Here is an 18133-nt window from a genome sequence, read left to right as displayed (position 1 = left end):
CAACTCAAAACCTTCATTCCGCACCCTGAAGTGTCACACGACTTGTTGCGAAGGAATGGGAAGAATATTCTACGTGGTCTATGTATAGCAGTAGCCACTGAGGTTAGGACATCATCGGAAGCCGAGTTCCTTAAGCGGAGCCTATTGGACTGGAAGCTGACCGCCCAAAGCTGACTGCTGATTGCTATATCATTAATTCCCAATTCCCCTTAAACCGATTGTGCCAGTTGAGGCAAACGGGGTTGAGGATTTCTGCCCTCTTCTTGGCATAGTTGTTGTCGTAGCGCGTTGTTCATCTAAAGATGATTATGGGCTTTGCTCTGTTGAACGCTCAAGCTTTTGACGATTTTGCAAAGCTTTCCTGGCAAGATGCGATCGCATTAGTTCTAGTTTCAGCAAGTCACCAGACAGAAAACCTGCCTCATTCACCGAATCCTCACGGAAACTGATTGAGCAACCAGTAGAACGTTCATGCTCAATCGCTAGCCGCGCCATCGTTAGATCATCATACTTTTCTTCACTAAAGTCAGGATAATATTTTTCAACCAGTTGTTCTTTTTTGGCAGCAGCCTCAGCACACTCTTGATAACGATTCTGCAATCGCAATTCATCTAATACAATCTTTGTATTTGTCTCATTGGCTTTTCTCGTGAATAACCAATTCTGTAAGCGACGACAACACGCCATCTCAGACATTAGCTGATTAAATTCCTCTAGAGTGAGATCATTTTGCTCTAGCCACTCTAGGAAGGCACTTTCCTCACGGAGAGTATAACGGGAACGAAAGCGCCGACTCTCCTTATCCATCTCTACCTGAGACACTTTAATATCTAAAATCCCAGCTAAAATCTGTACTAAAGCTCGATTGGAAGCTTGTAGATTGATATCATTAAAGTCAGGTAGATGTAATGCGGCATACCCAGCAATATCTCCTAGAGGAACAGCCGTATCATTCCGTTTTATTGTCCGATCTCGATAATAAAGGCTTGAAAAAAATTGATTCTTAACAAGGTCAAATTTTGAACTTGCCTGAGGTAGAGATTCACGTAAATCTCGAAGGGTTTTAAGAAGCAAAACTGCATCTTGACGCTTAATATCTACATACTTTTCCTTGACAAAATTGGCTATTCCCTCTAGTTCTTTTTGTGATATGCCAACTGTAGCCGCTTTAGAAAAGATGGCAGGAAATCTTCGTTTAGGAAAATATATAGATTTAGCGATCGCTGTCAGTTGTTCAAATAGCTTTTTACTAATAACTCCCTCGTCTTTAGCACGGCGAAACGTTGCTCGAACGTTCACCATAGGTTCTGATAGAGGACGATACCCTGTGTCTTCTAGCCCATGAACCAATGCCACTTCATCATCATCAATTAGTTCTCCACTAGCATACAATTGGTAAATTTCACCAACTCCAACCATCCCAAAAGCCTCAGTTTCAGCGGCTCGTAACGCGCCCATACTGCTGGCTCCATAAACTGCCACTCCCTGTTCAAGAGCATACAAAATCTCCTTATGCCATACTGAGGGGTAAGTCATAAAGAGTCCATCAATCAAACCAATAATATCTGGCTTATAAGTAGTGACAGCACTTATTAAATCTGATTGCTTTGCTGGAGGAAGATAAATAGCATCCAGAATTTCCTTTGCTTCGGCTAAAGGAAGAGATGGTCCTAAAAATATGACAATTTTTTTCATACTGTTAATATTAACAGGATTGGCTATCCAGCACTTTGCTGTTTCCTCAAAGCTTGTTATGGGTTATCAATAGCTTGGTCGTATGCTAGTTAAATTTAGCTCAATGAATTTGCTTTAAGTTCCTTACTCAGTTGCGATCGCTTTCTTGAATAGAGAGTTACTTATGAGGAAATAATATTTCTCTGAATGTGAGAGATATTCTCCTCGTTCTAATAATTTCTCTACCCTTATAATTATCTTTATGACGAGGAGCAATGCTATGCTGCCAAACATATCGGCTTGCTGCTTTTAATACCAGTAAGCTTCCTGGAGATAACAAAATTGAAGCTTTGCTTTTGGTTACAGAATCAGTAAAATCCATCACACACGACCCTCCCAAGCTTAGCGCAAAAATTGTTTTGCCAAAGCAGGTTACGCAGTCAATATGGCTTCTTACACCTTGTCCAGGTTGATATTCATTAACAGTGACTTGATCGAGAGCCGTTGAGGTTAAGCCCTCCTTGAAGAATCTAGTAGCAAGTTTGTCTGCCCAATCTGGCAAATCGCCCAAGTAGCTAGAGGCAACAAGGAAGTCTTTGTGATAATCTAACCGATACCCGTGTTGTTGAATTTTTCTTGTCTTTTCTATAGAGTCAATTGACCATGGTTGTTGGTCTACAATGTCCAACAGTTGATTGTGTTCATCATCATTAACGTAGTCAGGAATGTAAGTGAGCCCTGGGATTGCTAAGCCTTCAGCGTTCGGAATGATCTCTAAATCTACACAGTTCATAATTGCAAGTAGTAACTTGTAAATTCAGCCCTGATTAGTTGTTGATTACACATGAGCAGAAGCTTAGTTATACTTCTGACCTGTTTACCACCTAAAATTTTCTCCTTCCACTAGAAGCTTTTACCTCAGTAATATGTCTCAAATTCTCTACGCTATTTCGCTGAATTCCTTTAATCAGGCTGAGTAATCCTGGTAGATCTGTCAGGAGGGGGATGATTTAGCCAGAGATGTCCTTAAAAATATAACGATTTTTTTGTGGCTACGATTAAGGGGTTCCACCCGCTGGTAGATGAGTATCGGCTTCACGAGTACGCCCAGCTTTTGATTCCACACTCGCTGCATACTGACGTTCGGCAAAAGCGATCGCACGCTGTTTTGGATTGTACTTTCTGTGAAAGGAGGCTTCTAATCCTGGCACAATCACTCGAACCACAGAAATATCCCAATCTCGCGGACTTAAATCAAACACAATCACCTGATCTAAACCTACCCGCTTCAGCTTTTTCAAGAGAATTTCGATATCTTCCTCAAATGTAGGAGTAGCTTGTGATGTCTGCGTTGCCTCTACGGTTGGTGAATGGGATTCAAGATGATTGGTTTGATAGCCTCGATTGGCTTGCCCTCTCAGCATTGTGTAGTATTGATGAAAAATGTCATCTCTTGCTCCTGAAATTAGGATGGCACGGATTTGAGCTGCCTCGATCAAAGCTCGCACCATAGCGACTTCCGGATCTAGATGAGCACCATAACCATGACTACTAGGTGCATAGCCACTTGGATCATAAACATAAGCTCGATACACAGGCACTTCCGTATCAACCGAGCAATCAAACAGAGTCGGAACTAGCTGTGCTGACTCAAATTGGGCTAACAACTCCAAAACCAGAGGATATTCAATTGTTTCTACAGGCACTCTTGGTATTCCATACCCTTTTAATAAAGCTTCTAGGTGACAAGAGACAGCATCTCGCTCAATCACTTCATACAAGGCTGAACTGACGGCTTCCAAAAAATGATTGCCAGACGCTAAACCATTGGAACCCATATCAAATGAACCTAGGCTGGAAAAATCGTTGTACCAATACCTGTGGTAGTTCATCGAAACGGACTGAATGGGAACAGCCACCTCATTTTGATTAAAAATATCCCAACCCAAGCACCACTGTTCTGGTCGCTTGACACTAAAGAGTGAATTCTCGCGTAGCGGTAAATGTTCTAAGGCAATGACTGGATAATGCTTTGCTAGTTGAGCATAGGGAAGGATAATTTCCGGTAAGTCAATCGTTTCAGCACAGTAAAGTTCAATCGACTCCATAGCTGCTGAAACCATCGCTTCCTCAAGAGTGGTTCCTTTGCCGGAGGAAGTGGCAACACTGTAGCTATTGGGGCGATAGGACATCGTAACTGGAATGCCAATTCTATCTAAGCCTGTAACATTAGCAATACGAGTTAGCCCAATAGATTTAAAGTAGGGTCGAACTCGTTCTAAGGTTTCTTCAGGAGAAGCGGTTCGATGGGTTCCGTGCCAGTAGTGCTTCGCTACTCGATAGGCTTGATTTTGGAAATTTATGCAAGTCATCTCAAGGTTGGTTAATCACTTTGTTCACTCATCTGGGATATGGCTACGGAAGCGGCGCTTTTTAGTGCGATTCTTTTCCCTATACCAGTCATGCCACTGCTTAGAGCTACGAATCGCAAGCCATAGTAGCAGTAAAGCAATGATTCCTCCTTGTTGAGGTGCATCAAAAGCTAGGATAACCAACGCAACACACAAAACATCCTGAACAAAGACAACCCATAGCGGCAAGCCTCGCAAGCGAAAGAACCAACCGACTTGAACGAGTTGGAGTACAAGCGCGAGTAAACCGCCGATGATACCAACTATCCAGATTAGTGCTGTTGGAGTATCCGCAAATCGAGCCACGGCAATGCCCATAATGGCTCCTACCACTGGGCTTAACAATAGCTGGATGACTTGCAACACGCGCTGCCCCAAAAGCCGCTTAGATGCAAATAGCTCAAATACTGACCAAGTGGTGAGGATACCGAGTAAAACTGAGGGATTAATCTGAGACAGGAGCGGTACGCTAGCCCAAAGACTATTACTTCGTAACAAGCCAATGACGAGAAGAGGCAGGGCTATTCTCATTCCTGCCGCTGACGATGCAGAGAGGGCGGCTAAGAGTTCAATCATGGTTGCCTAGTGGCTGCGACCTATTGAGTTAGTTAATCCCACATTTGAGTTATGGCTTACGCGAAAACATACTCTCAATCCGGTTGGAAAGCAACCGAGTTAAGAGTTCTAAGTATGCTTTCTTAGTGTAGTAGTTAGTGAAGCAATCGTGTGTCTTGTTGATAGCAATTCAGTAACGGCTCTGTTTAAATCGCTTGACAGCACTGAACTTATCTAGACTACTCAGGCGATCGCATTATCACTCATTAAACGGCTCACCCTACCAAATCCGTTTAATCACCTACCATCATAAACTCCTTTTCCTCGCAAAATGACCACTCTTGATGAATTTTAATAATGAGTAATCAAGCGGAGTTAATCTCCCCTAGCTCGTCAGAATTCAGCAAAAAAATTTAGCCAAATAACCCGCAATCCCAGTGGCAGTCTAAGTTCCCAGGATTTTCTTTGCAAAATGTAGCTAAATATACAGATTTTGTGATTTAATGAATTTATAGGGAAACACTTAGCAAGCACTGGTCTTGCCTAACAGTTACTTCTCCTTATAGAGAAGGGGAAACAGACGGTTAGTTGGCTCAAATTCGAGTCAATTAATAGCGTCTGAAACAAGCTTCGCGTACCACAAAAAACTAAACACACTTAACTAGTGCTAGGTTCTGGTAATTAAACTTTTCCATTTTCAGGAGAGTGGGAATAGGCGCAAGCAAACGCTTGCTATGGAACACTCTAGCGAAAGCAAGAGTAAGCTTGCGCCAATACTTTCCTGTAAATGCACCCTTCTCTCCTAGCCCAGTTATGTAACAGGAGAAACAGCAGGATGTCTGATTCATTATTTTCTGATGCCAGTAAACGATTGCAAGCCGCTCTGAAATATGTTTCGATTTCTGATGATGCCATTGAACACCTCAAGTATCCTAAATCGAGCTTGAGTGTCTCGATTCCAGTTCGGATGGATGATGGCTCTTTAAAGGTTTTTCAAGGTTATCGGGTTCGCTATGACGATACAAGAGGCCCGGCAAAAGGTGGTGTACGCTACCATCCCAATGTTTCCTTGGATGAAGTGCAATCATTAGCGTTTTGGATGACGTTTAAATGTGCTGCTTTGAACCTTCCATTTGGAGGAGGAAAAGGCGGAATCACCGTTGATCCGAAAGCCTTATCAAAGCTGGAATTAGAACGTCTGAGTCGGGGTTATATAGATGCGATCGCAGATTTCATTGGCCCTGATGTTGATATTCTCGCACCTGACGTTTACACCAATGCGATGATCATGGGCTGGATGATGGATCAATACAGCATCATTCGCCGTCAAATTAGTCCAGCGGTTGTTACAGGTAAACCGATCACAATGGGAGGTAGCCTTGGGCGTGACGGTGCTACCGCTACTGGTGCTTTTTTTGTAATTGAATCGATCATGCCCAAATTTGAGCAGGTACCCCAAGAGACAACTGTCGCCATTCAAGGCTTTGGTAATGCAGGTGCTGTGCTGGCAGAACTCCTTGCCAAAGCGGGTTATAAAGTTGTTGCCATTAGTGATTCCCAAGGGGGAATTTATGCTAAAAGCGGGTTAGATATTCCTAGCATTCGACACTATAAAGCAGCAGGTAATGGTGTCAAAGCTGTTTACTGTAGGAACAGCGTTTGCAACATTGTTGAACATGAAGTCATCACCAATCAGGAACTTTTAGCCTTAGATGTTGATATCTTGATTCCCGCTGCTTTGGAAAATCAAATTACCGAGGAAAATGCCAATACGATTAATGCCAAGTACATCTTTGAAGCGGCGAATGGCCCTGTAACATCTGCGGCTGACAGAATCTTAGAAGCCAAAGGAATTTACGTTTTTCCTGATATTTTGGTGAATGCAGGGGGAGTTACCGTTAGCTATTTTGAATGGGTGCAAAACCGCAGTGGACTTTATTGGACACTTGAAGAAGTCAATCAACGGTTAAAGCAAAAGATTGTCGAGGAAACTAACCGTATTTGGTCAATTTCGCAAGAATTAGCAGTATCAATGCGAACAGCCGCTTATGTTCATGCGTTGAATCGGCTTGGAGAAGCACTGAATGCTAAAGGGACAAGAGATTACTACATCAATGGTCGAGTTTCCTAGAACTTTTGGATTTAGCGATTAGCGAAAAACCTTTTGTTTTAAAGCTGAACGCTTAGTGAAACAGGCTTTTGAAGACGCGATCGCTTGAACCAGTAAGTGACTACTTTTCCGTCGGTATAGCAGTAGCCACGAATGTTAGGACATTAAGGGGAGCCAAGTCCCGTTAACTAGAGCCGATTTGACCCAAAGCTGACCGCTGAAAGCTGACTGCTGATGGCTATAAAAAGAACTAAAGGCAATTGCACACGACAACCAGAACGCAATTGCCTCTCTAGCTAGCTTGAATGCGATTTAGGCAGTGAGTGCAGGCTTTGACCAAACATAAGGTTGAAAAGGTTTGTCGAGCGGCGTTTTGGCGATGTGATTCGTGTAATTGTGCAGGATCTTAATCGCAATTCCAAGAATGACTTCCAGCACTTGCTGTTGGGTATAACCTGCTGCTAAAAATGCTTCAATCTCAAGATCATCTAACCAACCCCGCGCTTGAATCAGGCGTTGGGTGAACTGCCGCAAGGCTTGTAATTTTGGGTCGCTCAGAAGTGTTCCGTCACGGAGCGCCTGAATATCGTCAGCCGACATACCGATCATCCTCGCTAAGCCAGAATGGGCTGCCATGCAGTAATGACATTCGTGTTCATAATTTGCTGTCAGGTAGATCACTTGCTGCTCGACGGGGCTGAAACTGGTGGCTTCAAATAAGTCCCACAGTGCCATCGAGCCTTTTAGTAGTGATGGAGCTTGGGCAAAAATCCCTTCAAGATTCGGAATAAATCCAAATGTTTCTTTCGCATGAGCTAACGCGACTTTGGACTCTTCAGGAGCGGTGTCGGTCGTGTAAATGGGGAAGTCCATTGGCAGTTGCCTCCAAAGGTACAGAGTAGACAGAATTGTCTACCTCATCAAAATGCTATTGTAGGGAAAAGGAGACAAACTTGTCTACTTTCTATGAGTACTGAATCCAGTCACGCTCGACAGCAAATTCTCGAAACAGCGTCTGAACTCTTCTACCAAAAGGGTATTCAGCATGTGGGCATTAACGAAGTGATTGCAGAGTCTGGAGTTGCTAAGCGGACGCTATATCGATGGTTTCCCTCGAAAGACTTGTTAATCGAAGAAGTCATGAACTATCGTGCCGCTCAGTGGATACGCTGGTTTGAGACAGCCGTATCCGAGCGTGGCAATACACCTAAAGAACGTTTATTGTCTACCTTTGACGTGCTGCGAGAATGGTACGCTAGTCCCAACTTTCGGGGCTGTCCGTTCATCAATGCCGTTCTGGAAATTGCCGATGCTTCACACAAAGCACATCAGGTTTCAATCGATTTACGGGAGTCAATTCGCCAAATCATTATGCAATTAGCAGCCGAGGCAGGCATCAAAAACCCAGACTTTTTTTCGCGGCAGTATTTGCTGCTTATCGGCGGCGCAAGCTTAATGGCAACTATTGAACAGTCACCAGAGGGTGCAACCTTTGCTCAGACAGCTCTATCAATCCTAATTGATGCGAATGTAGGCAATTGATATTGGGTCTGATTGCTTGTACTATCCCTTGTACTCTCCTAAACATCCGATGCACCTGATAAGACTTAGGGCTTATGGCGGATTCATCCCTCTGTCATAAGTCTTATTAGGCATAAGCGGATATAACTCGTGAAGCAGACTAACAGCATTGGCTGTTAAAATCCAGTGAGTTCCTAGACTGTAGTTTCATGAGTCGTACTACTTTTAAACTTCCTACACGTTCACACTGGGTACAGGTAGCGCATGATAGCAATAGCCAAGCGAAATTTAGCATAGTGGCGCTACTCCCTAGCCCCTCACGGCGATTTGGGATTTCTCGCCAGTTAATCACTTCAGGATTACTTGTAGCACTACTAGGTGTACTAGGAACATCAGTAAATGCTCAAGTGCCCTCATCAACCCCACTCGCTCAGACTCAAGACACGTCGGAAGCCGACACCGTTCCAAAACAATTATTAGGGCAGTGGCAAGCCAAAGACCCGACATCAGATAAGCTATTCACATTTATTTTTGCGCCGGACAACAATTTATTTTTTGTGCTGCCAGCACCTGATGGGTCTTCTATTGCCCTCAAAGTAGCTTACCTGGTTAATCCCGCGACTCAGCCGATGCAGCTTGATATCCAACTAAGTCCTGAGCAAACTGCTTTAACGATTTTTGAATTTACGGCTGATGGGAAGTTGCGCTTAGATTTAGATGGACTTACGCCGGGAAAACCCAGACCAACTACATTTCAACCCAATACACCACTATTTAACAAAGCATCTGAAGCAACAACCGTGCCTGAGAATATTCAGGTCATTGAGCTAGAAGCTTTCGAGAATTTGATCAATCAGGGTGCCCAAAAACCAGAAGATGAAGCAAAAAACTATATGTATGCTCTAACCCAAGTGCAACAGGCACATTATTTGGAGCAAGGGAAATTTGCTAGAGAAATAGAAGAAGTCAGCATTGGACTCAGAACAGAAACTGAGTCTTATCGCTACCAAATTGTACCTCAGGGAGATAATACGCAAAATGTGATGATCACAGCCGTTGCCAAGGAGGCTCAGCTTCCTAGCTACACAAGCGCTGTATTTGTCACTCAAGTCAATGGGAAAGTAACCACAGTTGCTCAGATTTGTGAAACCGCTCAACCTTCAACTTCCCCCCCAGCAATGCCAACTGCGCCTATAGCAGGTTCATCGGAAATCCAATGTCCCGCAGGTTCTCGTTCCCTGCAATTACTCTCTTCCCGCTCGTAAGAATACCTATGTTGAGATGGCAGGGGAGGCAGAGGGAGAGGAGAATGGGTAATCTTCTGGCTCCGAAAGGAGTAAACTAACCACTAAATTTGAGGGCACAAGCACGACGATACCGACGACTTCTTCTTGGTTCTAACAGGAAAGCGATCGCTAGATTGTCCATTGGATAGGGATTTTATCCGTTGACTGCTAGGTTGATTTTCCTGGAGTGACACAAGAGCGCTAATCTGCGTTCAACACTTTGCGGAACACGACCTTATCATCATTCACTGCGTAGAAGTCGCGAATGCAAGCCTCCTCCTCATAGCCGCACTTTGCATAAAATGTCCGCGTGCGCTCAAAGTCCGGTAACCCAGACGTTTCTACTAGCAGCATTCGCCCACCACGCACTGTCAACGCCTGCTCGACGTAGTTTAGCAGTTTCGTACCACGTCCTTGCCCTTGATGAACGGGGTGGATCGCAATCAATTGCAGATTCCAAGTTCTGTCTGTCATCCGCTCCGGTTCGCAGTAAGCAACGCCTACTGGTCCATTGTCATCGTCAGTAATCCAGAAGTGTTCTGCGTCGCTGTTTTCTCCCAAAGCATCAGTCAACATCTGGCGCAACAACTCTAGTGCGCTCGGTGGGAAAAGTCCGGTGGCATCCGCTAGGGCAATCAGAGCCGTCGTGTCTTCAGGTAGGGTCGGTCGAATCATAGACAATCGCAATGAGAGGCGGTCTAACCACACTAATTATACTACAATAATACTACAAGCTAGATCTAACCATTCAACCAATTTCAAGCCTACCCCAGCCCCCAGTCACCAATCCCCGACCCCCAATCCCCAGCCACATAAAAAAATGTCCAGATTGACCTCCTTAAAAGGGAACAGGTTGTTACAATCTCAGTTATCTTCAGTTCTTGAGAGCCATGACCGACACCGTTCTTGACGTTCGCAATCTGCAAGTGGAATTCCCGACGGATGAAAGGCGGGTCATCGCTGTTGATGGCATTGACTTCACGCTAAATCGTGGGCAAACCCTAGGGATTGTGGGTGAATCTGGGTCTGGGAAATCAGTTACCTCACTAGCTGTGATGGGTTTAGTGCCAACTCCAGGCAGAATTTCCAAAGGAGAGATTTACTTCCGTCCTTCGGCAGATGGCGCAGAACCTGTGAATCTGGTGCGGCTTTCTGCTGAGCAAAAGCGGTTGTACCGGGGCGGGCAAATATCGATGATTTTTCAGGAACCAATGAGTTCCCTCAACCCGGTTTACACCTGTGGATTTCAGCTAACCGAAGCCATCCTCCAGCACCAGAATGTTTCCCCCGCAGAAGCGCGACGTCAAGCAACGGCTGGTCTTCAAGAGGTTAGGCTTCTGCCTAGCGATGGGCAATTGAGGGAACAGTATGTGGAAGAGTTCCGCCGGGAAAATCCTGGTAAACCGTTGCCAGGGGAAAAGGAAATTAACCATCAGATTAATCAGCAAAAGCTGGCAATGTTAGACCGCTACCCTCATGAGCTTTCTGGTGGTCAACTCCAGCGGATGATGATTGCGATGGCAATCTCGTGTAACCCGGAGGTGTTGATTGCTGATGAACCGACTACAGCGCTTGATGTCACGGTACAGGCAACAATTCTTGATTTACTGCGGGAATTGCGAGACAAACGTGGAATGTCGATAATTTTTATCACCCATGATTTGGGTGTAATTGCAGAAATTGCCGACAGTGTAGCGGTGATGTATCAGGGAAAAATTGTTGAGAGTGGTGATGTCTGGCAAATTTTTTCTAATCCGCAGCATCCTTATACCAAGGGTTTATTAGCTTGTCGTCCTCAGTTGGAGGGGGATCGGAAGTATTTACCCACTGTCTCCGACTTTATGGAGGTTGTGAGAACCCCAACGGGTGATCTCCAGATTCGGGAGAAAGCTACTGATTTTAAAGTGGCGATATCTAATGTCTTAGACAACAATGGCTCTAGTAATGAGGCTCAACCGCAACGTGCCGTCGAAGTGCAATCAAAATCTCCTCTTGTCGAGGTTCGTAACCTTCAGGTTGGCTTTCCGGTGCGGGGAGTTTTTGGTAGAGCGAAACGCTACATTATGGCGGTGAATAATGTGTCGTTTGAGGTCTATCCAGGGGAAACTTTGGGGTTAGTTGGGGAATCTGGTTGTGGCAAATCGACCCTTGCCCGGACTTTGCTGAGATTAATTGAGCCAATGAATGGTGAGATGCTTTTTGAAGGGCAAAATATCACCAAGATTAGCGGGAAGCATCTGCGGCACTTGCGACGGGAGATGCAAATTATTTTCCAGAATCCCTTTAGTTCGCTTGACCCACGCTTGAAGATTGGGGAAGCGGTGATGGAACCACTCTTAATTCATGATAGTGGGGGTAATAGTAAAGGACGACGCGATCGCACGGCTTATCTTCTAGAACGTGTTGGCTTAAATCCCGACTGGATGAATCGTTATCCTCACGAGTTCTCTGGTGGTCAACGCCAACGGGTGGCGATTGCGCGTGCATTGGCTCTCAATCCTAAGTTTATTATCTGTGATGAATCGGTTTCTGCCCTTGATGTCTCTGTACAGGCACAGGTTTTGAATCTCCTCAAAGAGTTGCAAGGTGAGTTTGGTCTAACCTACATTTTCATTTCCCATGACTTGAGCGTGGTGAAATTCATGAGCGATCGCATCATGGTGATGAACCAGGGCAAAATTGAAGAAATTGGTTCGCCAGAAAGCATCTACCGTAAGCCAGAAAAGGATTACACTCGCCAGTTGATTGCCTCAATTCCGACGGGTAGCTTAGAGCGAATTCAACAACAGCAAGAAGGACGGCGTATAGCTGCCCAGCTTTCTACAATTAGCGATCCGTGGGCAGTTAACTAAGATTGGGAATTGGGAATTGGGAATTGGGGATTCTTTCTGCGATGTGCCTTTCCCCCTTATTCACCTACTGATAGTTAAGATTAATTAATCAAGGAGCTATAGTTCCCTTCAATCTGTAATTTAGCAACGCCATTTAGAAAGTCTTTTGCTCTCACAACAGGCAGGAGATGCTAACTTGATGTTTACGATCTGAGCTTGGCAAATACAACTGCTAAATTAAACTCCAGTGCTTTTATCCCAGGTTGCACTATGATCTCCAATCTAACTGAACACTCACAGCATCGCGAAAATCTCAACAGCGGTATCCTAATCGCTCAGGGATTGAAAGCTAAATCTCAAAATTACAAAAGATTATTAACAGTGGTGTTGCAGTGGACGGGAGGACAACCCTTCCTTACCCAGCAACTGTGTAAACTACTTGTCGAGTCAGAAGAGTTACCTCCTGTTGGTGAGGAAGCGGAGTGGGTCGAAAACTTAGTGCGATCGCATTTCATTGAAAACTGGGAGACGCTTCCGGAGGCAGAGCATTTGCGGACGCTGCGCGATCGCATCCTCAGGCGCAAGCCACGTAGTGCTAAACTATTGCAGCTATACAAGCAAATCTTACGAAACGAGAGCCTACCCACTAATGACAGTTCAGAACAAAAAGAACTGATGCTGTCGGGTTTAGTTGTGAAGCGGGCTGGTATCTTAAGAGTTCATAATCGGATTTATGAATGTGTATTTAATGAAACGTGGGTTGAGAACGCTTTAAAGGGTCTACAATCTGAGCTTGAACCCACGGAGTCTGAATTTCTCAAAGCACTTGCTGAGTTAGAAAGAAAGCTTTTAGTCTCTCAAGTCGAGATTTTATCCAAAGCTGACAACGAATCTGAGGAACAAGGCTCAGCGCAGGCTCTTTATGAGGTATTGCGGGATGTTACCGCAAAAGTTGGTAAATTGCTCGGTGCAGACCGGGCAACAATCTTTTTACTCAACGACGAAAAGACAGATCTTTGGTCACTCGTTGCTGAAAATGAAGAGGGTGAATTCTTAGATATTCAGGTGCGAGTCGGCGAAGGAATTGCAGGTCAGGTTGCCCGGACAAAGAAAGTTATTCATATTCCTAACCAGGTCTATCAAGACCCCCGATCTGCCTTAGTCCAAGAGTATGACAAGAAATACAACTACCGTACCGAAAATATTTTGGCATTGCCGATTCTAGATGAAAACAGAGAAGTAGTTGCCGTTGTCCAGTTACTAAACAAGTTGCAGCCCTCAAGAGATTCACAGGATGACAATCATCCTACAGTTACGCAACAAGGCTTTACAAAATTAGACTTGGAGCGACTGGCGAAATGTGTTATTCCAATTCGACGAATTTTAGAAAGCTGTCAGTCCTGTTATAAAGCAACCAAAAAACTTCGAGCGGCAGCGGCACTTGCCGAAGCAACGCGATCGCTTGACCAAATTAATTTGGATACCAAAGCCATCCTTCAGCGGGTGATGAATACCGCCAAGAAGTTGATGAACGCCGACCGTAGCACGTTGTGGTTAGTTGATCATGACCAAGGTGACTTGTGGACAGAACTTCCTGGGAAAGGAGAACTCCGATGTGCATTAGGGGTTGGTTTTGTCGGTCAAGTCGCTCAAAGCTGTGAACCGATGATTATCCCATTTGACTTATATGAAAACCCTAATGCTGGTAACGCTAAAAAAATTGATGAACAAACACGGTATCGCACTTGTAGCCTCCTATGTATGCCAGTTGTGAGTCCTGATGGTGAATTGCTCGGTGTCACCCAACTTGTTAACAAACGAAAACCTGGCGATCACCCCGAGTACAACAAAGATGAGTGGCCGAATGTACCTGATTATTTCAAGGCTAGCTTCGACAAAAATGATCGGCAGTCTATGCAGGTCTTTAACGAGCGAGTTGGAGTCGTCCTTCAGTTCGTTAAAACGCATGAAACCTTAAAGCAGCTAGCGCAAATTGAACCAAAAGAAGCGATTTATAACGCTCTGGCTGTACTCAGTAATTCTGTCGCTAACCAGAGTGATGAAGCTCTCTATAATGCGCTTTACTATCTGTTGAGCTTCATTAATCTATCCATCAGTAAATTACTGGAAGCAGAACACGCCACGACTTTCTTGCTAGATGCCGATGAAACTGGTTTTTGGTCATTGGTTACTGAAGAAGAAGGAAGTAGCGCAACAGAAATTCGGATTTCAGCGAGTCAAGGCATAGCCAGTAAAATTGTTGCCTCTAAATCCATCAAAGCTAGCAGTCAACCGAACAAGTTTAACGATGTCTTAATCCACATCGGCCTCAACCCAGCCAACCTACACAGCCTTCATAACGTCTTATTATTTCCTGTTGTCAATCAACGAGGAAACCTAATCGGCATTATCCGGACATTCAACAAATTAAATTCTTCTAGCGAACCTGAGGCAGTGCCAACGGAACGAATTGACTCAAAAGGCTTTACTCCAGCAGATGCTGATAAGTTGAGGCAACGGACTGAATCAATTCTGCCAATTCTGCAAGCCTTCCAATCGTTCCATCGGCAAATTCTCACCATTCAAGAGCAACGTAAAGCGATCGATCCGCTTTATCAAGCGATCAGCTTTGTTAGCCAAAGTAGCGGCAATCCAGAAGAATTAATCCAAAAAGTGATGCAGGCAGCGAAAAAACTTACCAATGCTGACCGTAGCACGCTTTGGCTTGTAGATTATCAAAGTAATGAATTGTGGACAACCATTCTCCAAGCCGATGGTTCCTGGATAGAAACACGAGTGCCAATGGGAGAAGGCTTTGTTGGCATGGTCGCTCAAACAGGTCACCCCGTGAATATTCCCTTTGACCTCTATAATCATCCCGACTCTGAGGTCGCTCGAAAAACGGACGAGAAGACCCATTATCGTACTTGTAGCTTATTGTGTATGCCAGTTTTGGGTTCCGATGGTGAATTACTGGCTGTGACTCAACTCGTCAATAAACGCAAACAGGGTGACTTCGGCGAATATGATTCGGCTGATTGGCCCAACGTTCCTGACTACTTCAAGACGAGTTTTGAGGAAAAAGATCAAAGGGACATGGAGATATTTAACAATCAAGTGGGCGTTATAATTCCAGGATTATTTTGATGAACTCAAATAATAGTTAAAAAAGCAACCTTATTTGGGTGTAACTGAATAGAAATGCCTCCTAGGTTGGGAGGACTTCCTAAGCTTGTAAAGAGATGAACGTTTAAGCTTCTTTTAGGAGCTGCTTACTCATTTAAACAGGTTAGCTAACTCCTCATTTGATGTACCAAGGATTCGGGCGAGCATATTCATCTCACTGTTTGTGAAGCCATCTCTTACCTCAGTTAATTCTTCAACTGATTTTCCTAGAATCCGTGATAAGACCTTGATCTGATTATCACTGATGTCTTTGCCCTTAAAGATATTTTCCAGTTCTTTAGGAGACAATTTATAGGAATAGCAGAAGCGAACAAAGTCCCGGTTACTAATGTTGAGTGCGCGTTGTCTCTCACGAAGTAAATAAGCGATCGCCCTCGTTCCGTGTTCAGGACGCTTCGCTTTTTCCAGATATTTGTTCATCCGTCGGTTTAACTGATTAATATTGCCGCCCGACTGTTTGATTAAGTCCAAGCAAGCCATTTGAAAGGCTTTAGTTAGGGTCTCATTCTCTTCGTTAAGTTTTTCGTAGTCATTAAAAATTTCAATGATTCTGGCAGCAAATTCTGGTGTGCAAAACCCAACCTCCATTTCCTCATCAGAAATAGCAATATAGGAACGAGATTGATTAATTCGCAAGCGCAAAGGTTGATTAATCTTTGCCATAAATTTAACGGTTTATGAAACGCTATTGTATGCAAGGACTTTAGACAATTTTGCCAAAATCTCGTTACTGGGGATAGTCACGTAGAATGCAAAATAAAACAATACATCATCTTAGAGCGTGTTTGAGTTACTGGAAGCTTAAGACACAATCACTCTCCGTTTACATATATACCTATGTCCGATACAGGAAGGTTGACTAAAGCGATTGAAAAATCCGTCCCTTAAAGCTCAGACTTTAAAACCGACCTTCAATTCTCACCTTGAGATGAAGAAATAAGCATACCCCACCAACCTCTCAAACTTCCAATGGTAAAAGATAGAATTTCTTAATTCCTCTCCTCTGAAAATAGCAGGGGAAGCAGGAGATACAAGGGAGGCAAACTTTCATTCCTTCCTTGCGAGTACTCGCTCATGATGCCTAGTCTGCAAAAAGGCAGAGAGGCAAGAGGTGGAGGTGAGAGGATAGAAACTTTCATCAGATTCGTTGTGCCCTGTATACACGGGAGTCTAGCTTGTGTAGGTCGGTAGACCCCGAAGTACCAAGGTTCCTTGAATCTCTTAATCCTGTTTTCTAAAGCGTGTGGGTCGGTTGCGCTTGGCGGATGCTCCCTCATGATGTCCCCTGTGGTAAACCATTTATTATTACTTCCATTGTTGGCAGCTTCAACAGACTTGCAGAAGAATTTTTTGTATTGTGCTGGTTCGCTCACTGCCGTAACTAGCCAGGTATGTTCTGTATAATCTAACTTCAGGTTGAGAATGTATGTAATATTACCTATAAATTCATGCAACCTCATCAAAGTCTCAGCGAGAGATTTCAACTTTTAGGCAATTTCCAGTAGTTTGCCTCAGCGACTCGTAAAGGAATTCAGACTACGGCGACGTATGCAGGAATACTTAACACAGTTAGAGTAACTGAAAGTCTCAAAAAACGATTGGGTACTCTCCTTCTGGCACAAGCATTAGCACACTCAACCTGTAAGTCTAGCTAGCACACACTTATCAGCTTACTGGCAAGAGGTCTGTTGCTGGAGTGTTCAAAAGACAATTACCCAAGAAAACAAAGCGGAAAGACGAATCGATGAAACCCTACCAGACGATTCCTATCCTGGAGTGTGGAGAACCGCTTGTACCCATTCCTCTCGAACAATTTGCGGTAGAGTTACCTCACCCCTATGAAAAATTAGGCGCACCTTATGCAGAGGCTTCGCCCTACTACCTTCGCCAAAGCGTCCTTAGTGCCTTAATTACCGCTCAATCCCAACTCCAACAGCAGTATCGAGGTTGGCGTATCCAGATTTTTGATGCCTATCGACCTGTAGCCGTTCAACAATTTATGGTAGACCATACCTTCAGTGAGGTTGTTCAGGCACAGAAATTAAACCCAGCGACGCTATCTGAGGCGCAATGCGAGGCAATTTGGCAGGAGGTTTATCAAATTTGGGCAGTACCGAGTCCTAACCCGATGACTCCACCACCTCACAGTACGGGTGCGGCTGTAGATATTACTCTGGTAGATGCCACGGGTAAGCTAATCGACATGGGTTCAGCGATTGATGAACTCTCCCCTCGCTCTCATCCTGATTACTACGTCAATCAGCCAGAACAGCCGTATCATAAACACCGTCAGCTACTACGGGATGTAATGTATTCGGCTGGATTTCAACGTCATCCTGGCGAATGGTGGCATTTCTGTCTGGGTGACCAGATGTGGGCATGGCTATGTAATCAAGAACAGGCAAATAGCACCTTTACAGCCCGTTATGGTCGTGTTGTTTTTGGGGTATGGGATTAGGGATTGGTTGGGAATTGGGAATTGGGAATTGGGAATTGGGAATTGGGAATTGGGAATTGGTTGCCCCATACTTAAAGTTGTAAATGTTATTTACATTGGTG

General features: G+C 44.4%; 13 protein-coding genes. 6 read left to right on the top strand and 7 right to left on the bottom strand.

Annotation, left to right across the window (positions count from 1 at the left end; genetic code table 11):
* Positions 1–306: 306 nt before the first annotated feature.
* From AC5JL3_RS29070 to AC5JL3_RS29055, 4 genes are all read right to left on the bottom strand, one after another.
* A complete protein-coding gene (locus tag AC5JL3_RS29070) occupies positions 307–1695 on the bottom strand; it encodes a TfuA-related McrA-glycine thioamidation protein (RefSeq protein ID WP_496077760.1) in 1389 nt (462 codons plus the stop codon).
* Positions 1696–1852: 157 nt separating this feature from the next.
* Entirely contained in the window at positions 1853–2467 is a 615-nt protein-coding gene (locus AC5JL3_RS29065) for an alpha-ketoglutarate-dependent dioxygenase AlkB (RefSeq protein ID WP_496077759.1), read from the bottom strand.
* 265 nt (positions 2468–2732) lie between these two features.
* Positions 2733–4046: a YcaO-like family protein gene (locus AC5JL3_RS29060; RefSeq protein WP_496077758.1), complete on the bottom strand. Its 1314-nt coding sequence runs from the start codon at positions 4044–4046 to the stop codon at positions 2733–2735.
* A gap of 24 nt (positions 4047–4070) precedes the next feature.
* Positions 4071–4661, bottom strand: a complete 591-nt coding sequence (locus AC5JL3_RS29055) for a DUF4126 domain-containing protein (RefSeq protein WP_496077757.1) — start codon at positions 4659–4661, stop codon at positions 4071–4073.
* Between the two features lie 814 nt (positions 4662–5475).
* On the opposite strand from AC5JL3_RS29055, the gene AC5JL3_RS29050 reads away from it, so the two are divergent.
* On the top strand, positions 5476–6771 hold the full coding sequence (locus tag AC5JL3_RS29050; RefSeq protein WP_496077756.1) for a Glu/Leu/Phe/Val family dehydrogenase: 1296 nt from the start codon (positions 5476–5478) through the stop codon (positions 6769–6771).
* Positions 6772–7062: 291 nt separating this feature from the next.
* On the opposite strand, the gene AC5JL3_RS29045 is transcribed toward AC5JL3_RS29050, so the two are convergent.
* Positions 7063–7623: a carboxymuconolactone decarboxylase family protein gene (locus AC5JL3_RS29045; protein ID WP_496077755.1), complete on the bottom strand. Its 561-nt coding sequence runs from the start codon at positions 7621–7623 to the stop codon at positions 7063–7065.
* 93 nt (positions 7624–7716) lie between these two features.
* Between AC5JL3_RS29045 and AC5JL3_RS29040 the strand changes: the two genes are divergently transcribed.
* Both AC5JL3_RS29040 and AC5JL3_RS29035 read left to right on the top strand, forming a co-directional pair.
* Positions 7717–8292, top strand: a complete 576-nt coding sequence (locus AC5JL3_RS29040; RefSeq protein ID WP_496077754.1) for a TetR/AcrR family transcriptional regulator — start codon at positions 7717–7719, stop codon at positions 8290–8292.
* Between the two features lie 188 nt (positions 8293–8480).
* Positions 8481–9536 carry a type IV pilin-like G/H family protein gene (locus AC5JL3_RS29035; protein ID WP_496077753.1) on the top strand — a complete coding sequence of 352 codons (1056 nt, stop codon included), beginning with the start codon at positions 8481–8483 and terminating at the stop codon, positions 9534–9536.
* Between the two features lie 222 nt (positions 9537–9758).
* On the opposite strand, the gene AC5JL3_RS29030 is transcribed toward AC5JL3_RS29035, so the two are convergent.
* Positions 9759–10232, bottom strand: a complete 474-nt coding sequence (locus AC5JL3_RS29030) for a GNAT family N-acetyltransferase (protein WP_496077752.1) — start codon at positions 10230–10232, stop codon at positions 9759–9761.
* 215 nt (positions 10233–10447) lie between these two features.
* On the opposite strand from AC5JL3_RS29030, the gene AC5JL3_RS29025 reads away from it, so the two are divergent.
* Positions 10448–12409 (top strand): ABC transporter ATP-binding protein, encoded by a 1962-nt coding sequence (locus tag AC5JL3_RS29025; protein WP_496077751.1) that lies wholly within the window; start codon positions 10448–10450, stop codon positions 12407–12409.
* Between the two features lie 249 nt (positions 12410–12658).
* A complete protein-coding gene (locus AC5JL3_RS29020; protein WP_496077750.1) occupies positions 12659–15535 on the top strand; it encodes a GAF domain-containing protein in 2877 nt (958 codons plus the stop codon).
* Positions 15536–15664: 129 nt separating this feature from the next.
* On the opposite strand, the gene AC5JL3_RS29015 is transcribed toward AC5JL3_RS29020, so the two are convergent.
* Positions 15665–16237 (bottom strand): hypothetical protein, encoded by a 573-nt coding sequence (locus AC5JL3_RS29015; RefSeq protein ID WP_192218782.1) that lies wholly within the window; start codon positions 16235–16237, stop codon positions 15665–15667.
* A gap of 1081 nt (positions 16238–17318) precedes the next feature.
* Here AC5JL3_RS29015 and AC5JL3_RS29010 point away from each other — a divergent pair.
* Positions 17319–18032 carry a M15 family metallopeptidase gene (locus AC5JL3_RS29010; protein ID WP_496077749.1) on the top strand — a complete coding sequence of 238 codons (714 nt, stop codon included), beginning with the start codon at positions 17319–17321 and terminating at the stop codon, positions 18030–18032.
* Positions 18033–18133 lie beyond the last annotated feature (101 nt).

It is taken from the genome of Symplocastrum torsivum, assembly GCF_059505465.1.
This window is presented reverse-complemented; position numbering and strand designations above follow the sequence as displayed.

Excerpts from the sequence above, each read along its gene's own strand:
- AC5JL3_RS29055 (WP_496077757.1), bottom strand. The coding sequence starts at position 4,661 with ATGATTGAACTCTTAGCCGCCCTCTCTGCATCGTCAGCGGCAGGAATG.
- AC5JL3_RS29045 (WP_496077755.1), bottom strand. The coding sequence starts at position 7,623 with ATGGACTTCCCCATTTACACGACCGACACCGCTCCTGAAGAGTCCAAA.
- AC5JL3_RS29035 (WP_496077753.1), top strand. The coding sequence starts at position 8,481 with ATGAGTCGTACTACTTTTAAACTTCCTACACGTTCACACTGGGTACAG.
- AC5JL3_RS29060 (WP_496077758.1), bottom strand. The coding sequence starts at position 4,046 with ATGACTTGCATAAATTTCCAAAATCAAGCCTATCGAGTAGCGAAGCAC.
- AC5JL3_RS29020 (WP_496077750.1), top strand. The coding sequence starts at position 12,659 with ATGATCTCCAATCTAACTGAACACTCACAGCATCGCGAAAATCTCAAC.
- AC5JL3_RS29030 (WP_496077752.1), bottom strand. The coding sequence starts at position 10,232 with ATGATTCGACCGACCCTACCTGAAGACACGACGGCTCTGATTGCCCTA.
- AC5JL3_RS29070 (WP_496077760.1), bottom strand. The coding sequence starts at position 1,695 with ATGAAAAAAATTGTCATATTTTTAGGACCATCTCTTCCTTTAGCCGAA.
- AC5JL3_RS29010 (WP_496077749.1), top strand. The coding sequence starts at position 17,319 with ATGAAACCCTACCAGACGATTCCTATCCTGGAGTGTGGAGAACCGCTT.
- AC5JL3_RS29050 (WP_496077756.1), top strand. The coding sequence starts at position 5,476 with ATGTCTGATTCATTATTTTCTGATGCCAGTAAACGATTGCAAGCCGCT.
- AC5JL3_RS29025 (WP_496077751.1), top strand. The coding sequence starts at position 10,448 with ATGACCGACACCGTTCTTGACGTTCGCAATCTGCAAGTGGAATTCCCG.
- AC5JL3_RS29065 (WP_496077759.1), bottom strand. The coding sequence starts at position 2,467 with ATGAACTGTGTAGATTTAGAGATCATTCCGAACGCTGAAGGCTTAGCA.
- AC5JL3_RS29015 (WP_192218782.1), bottom strand. The coding sequence starts at position 16,237 with ATGGCAAAGATTAATCAACCTTTGCGCTTGCGAATTAATCAATCTCGT.
- AC5JL3_RS29040 (WP_496077754.1), top strand. The coding sequence starts at position 7,717 with ATGAGTACTGAATCCAGTCACGCTCGACAGCAAATTCTCGAAACAGCG.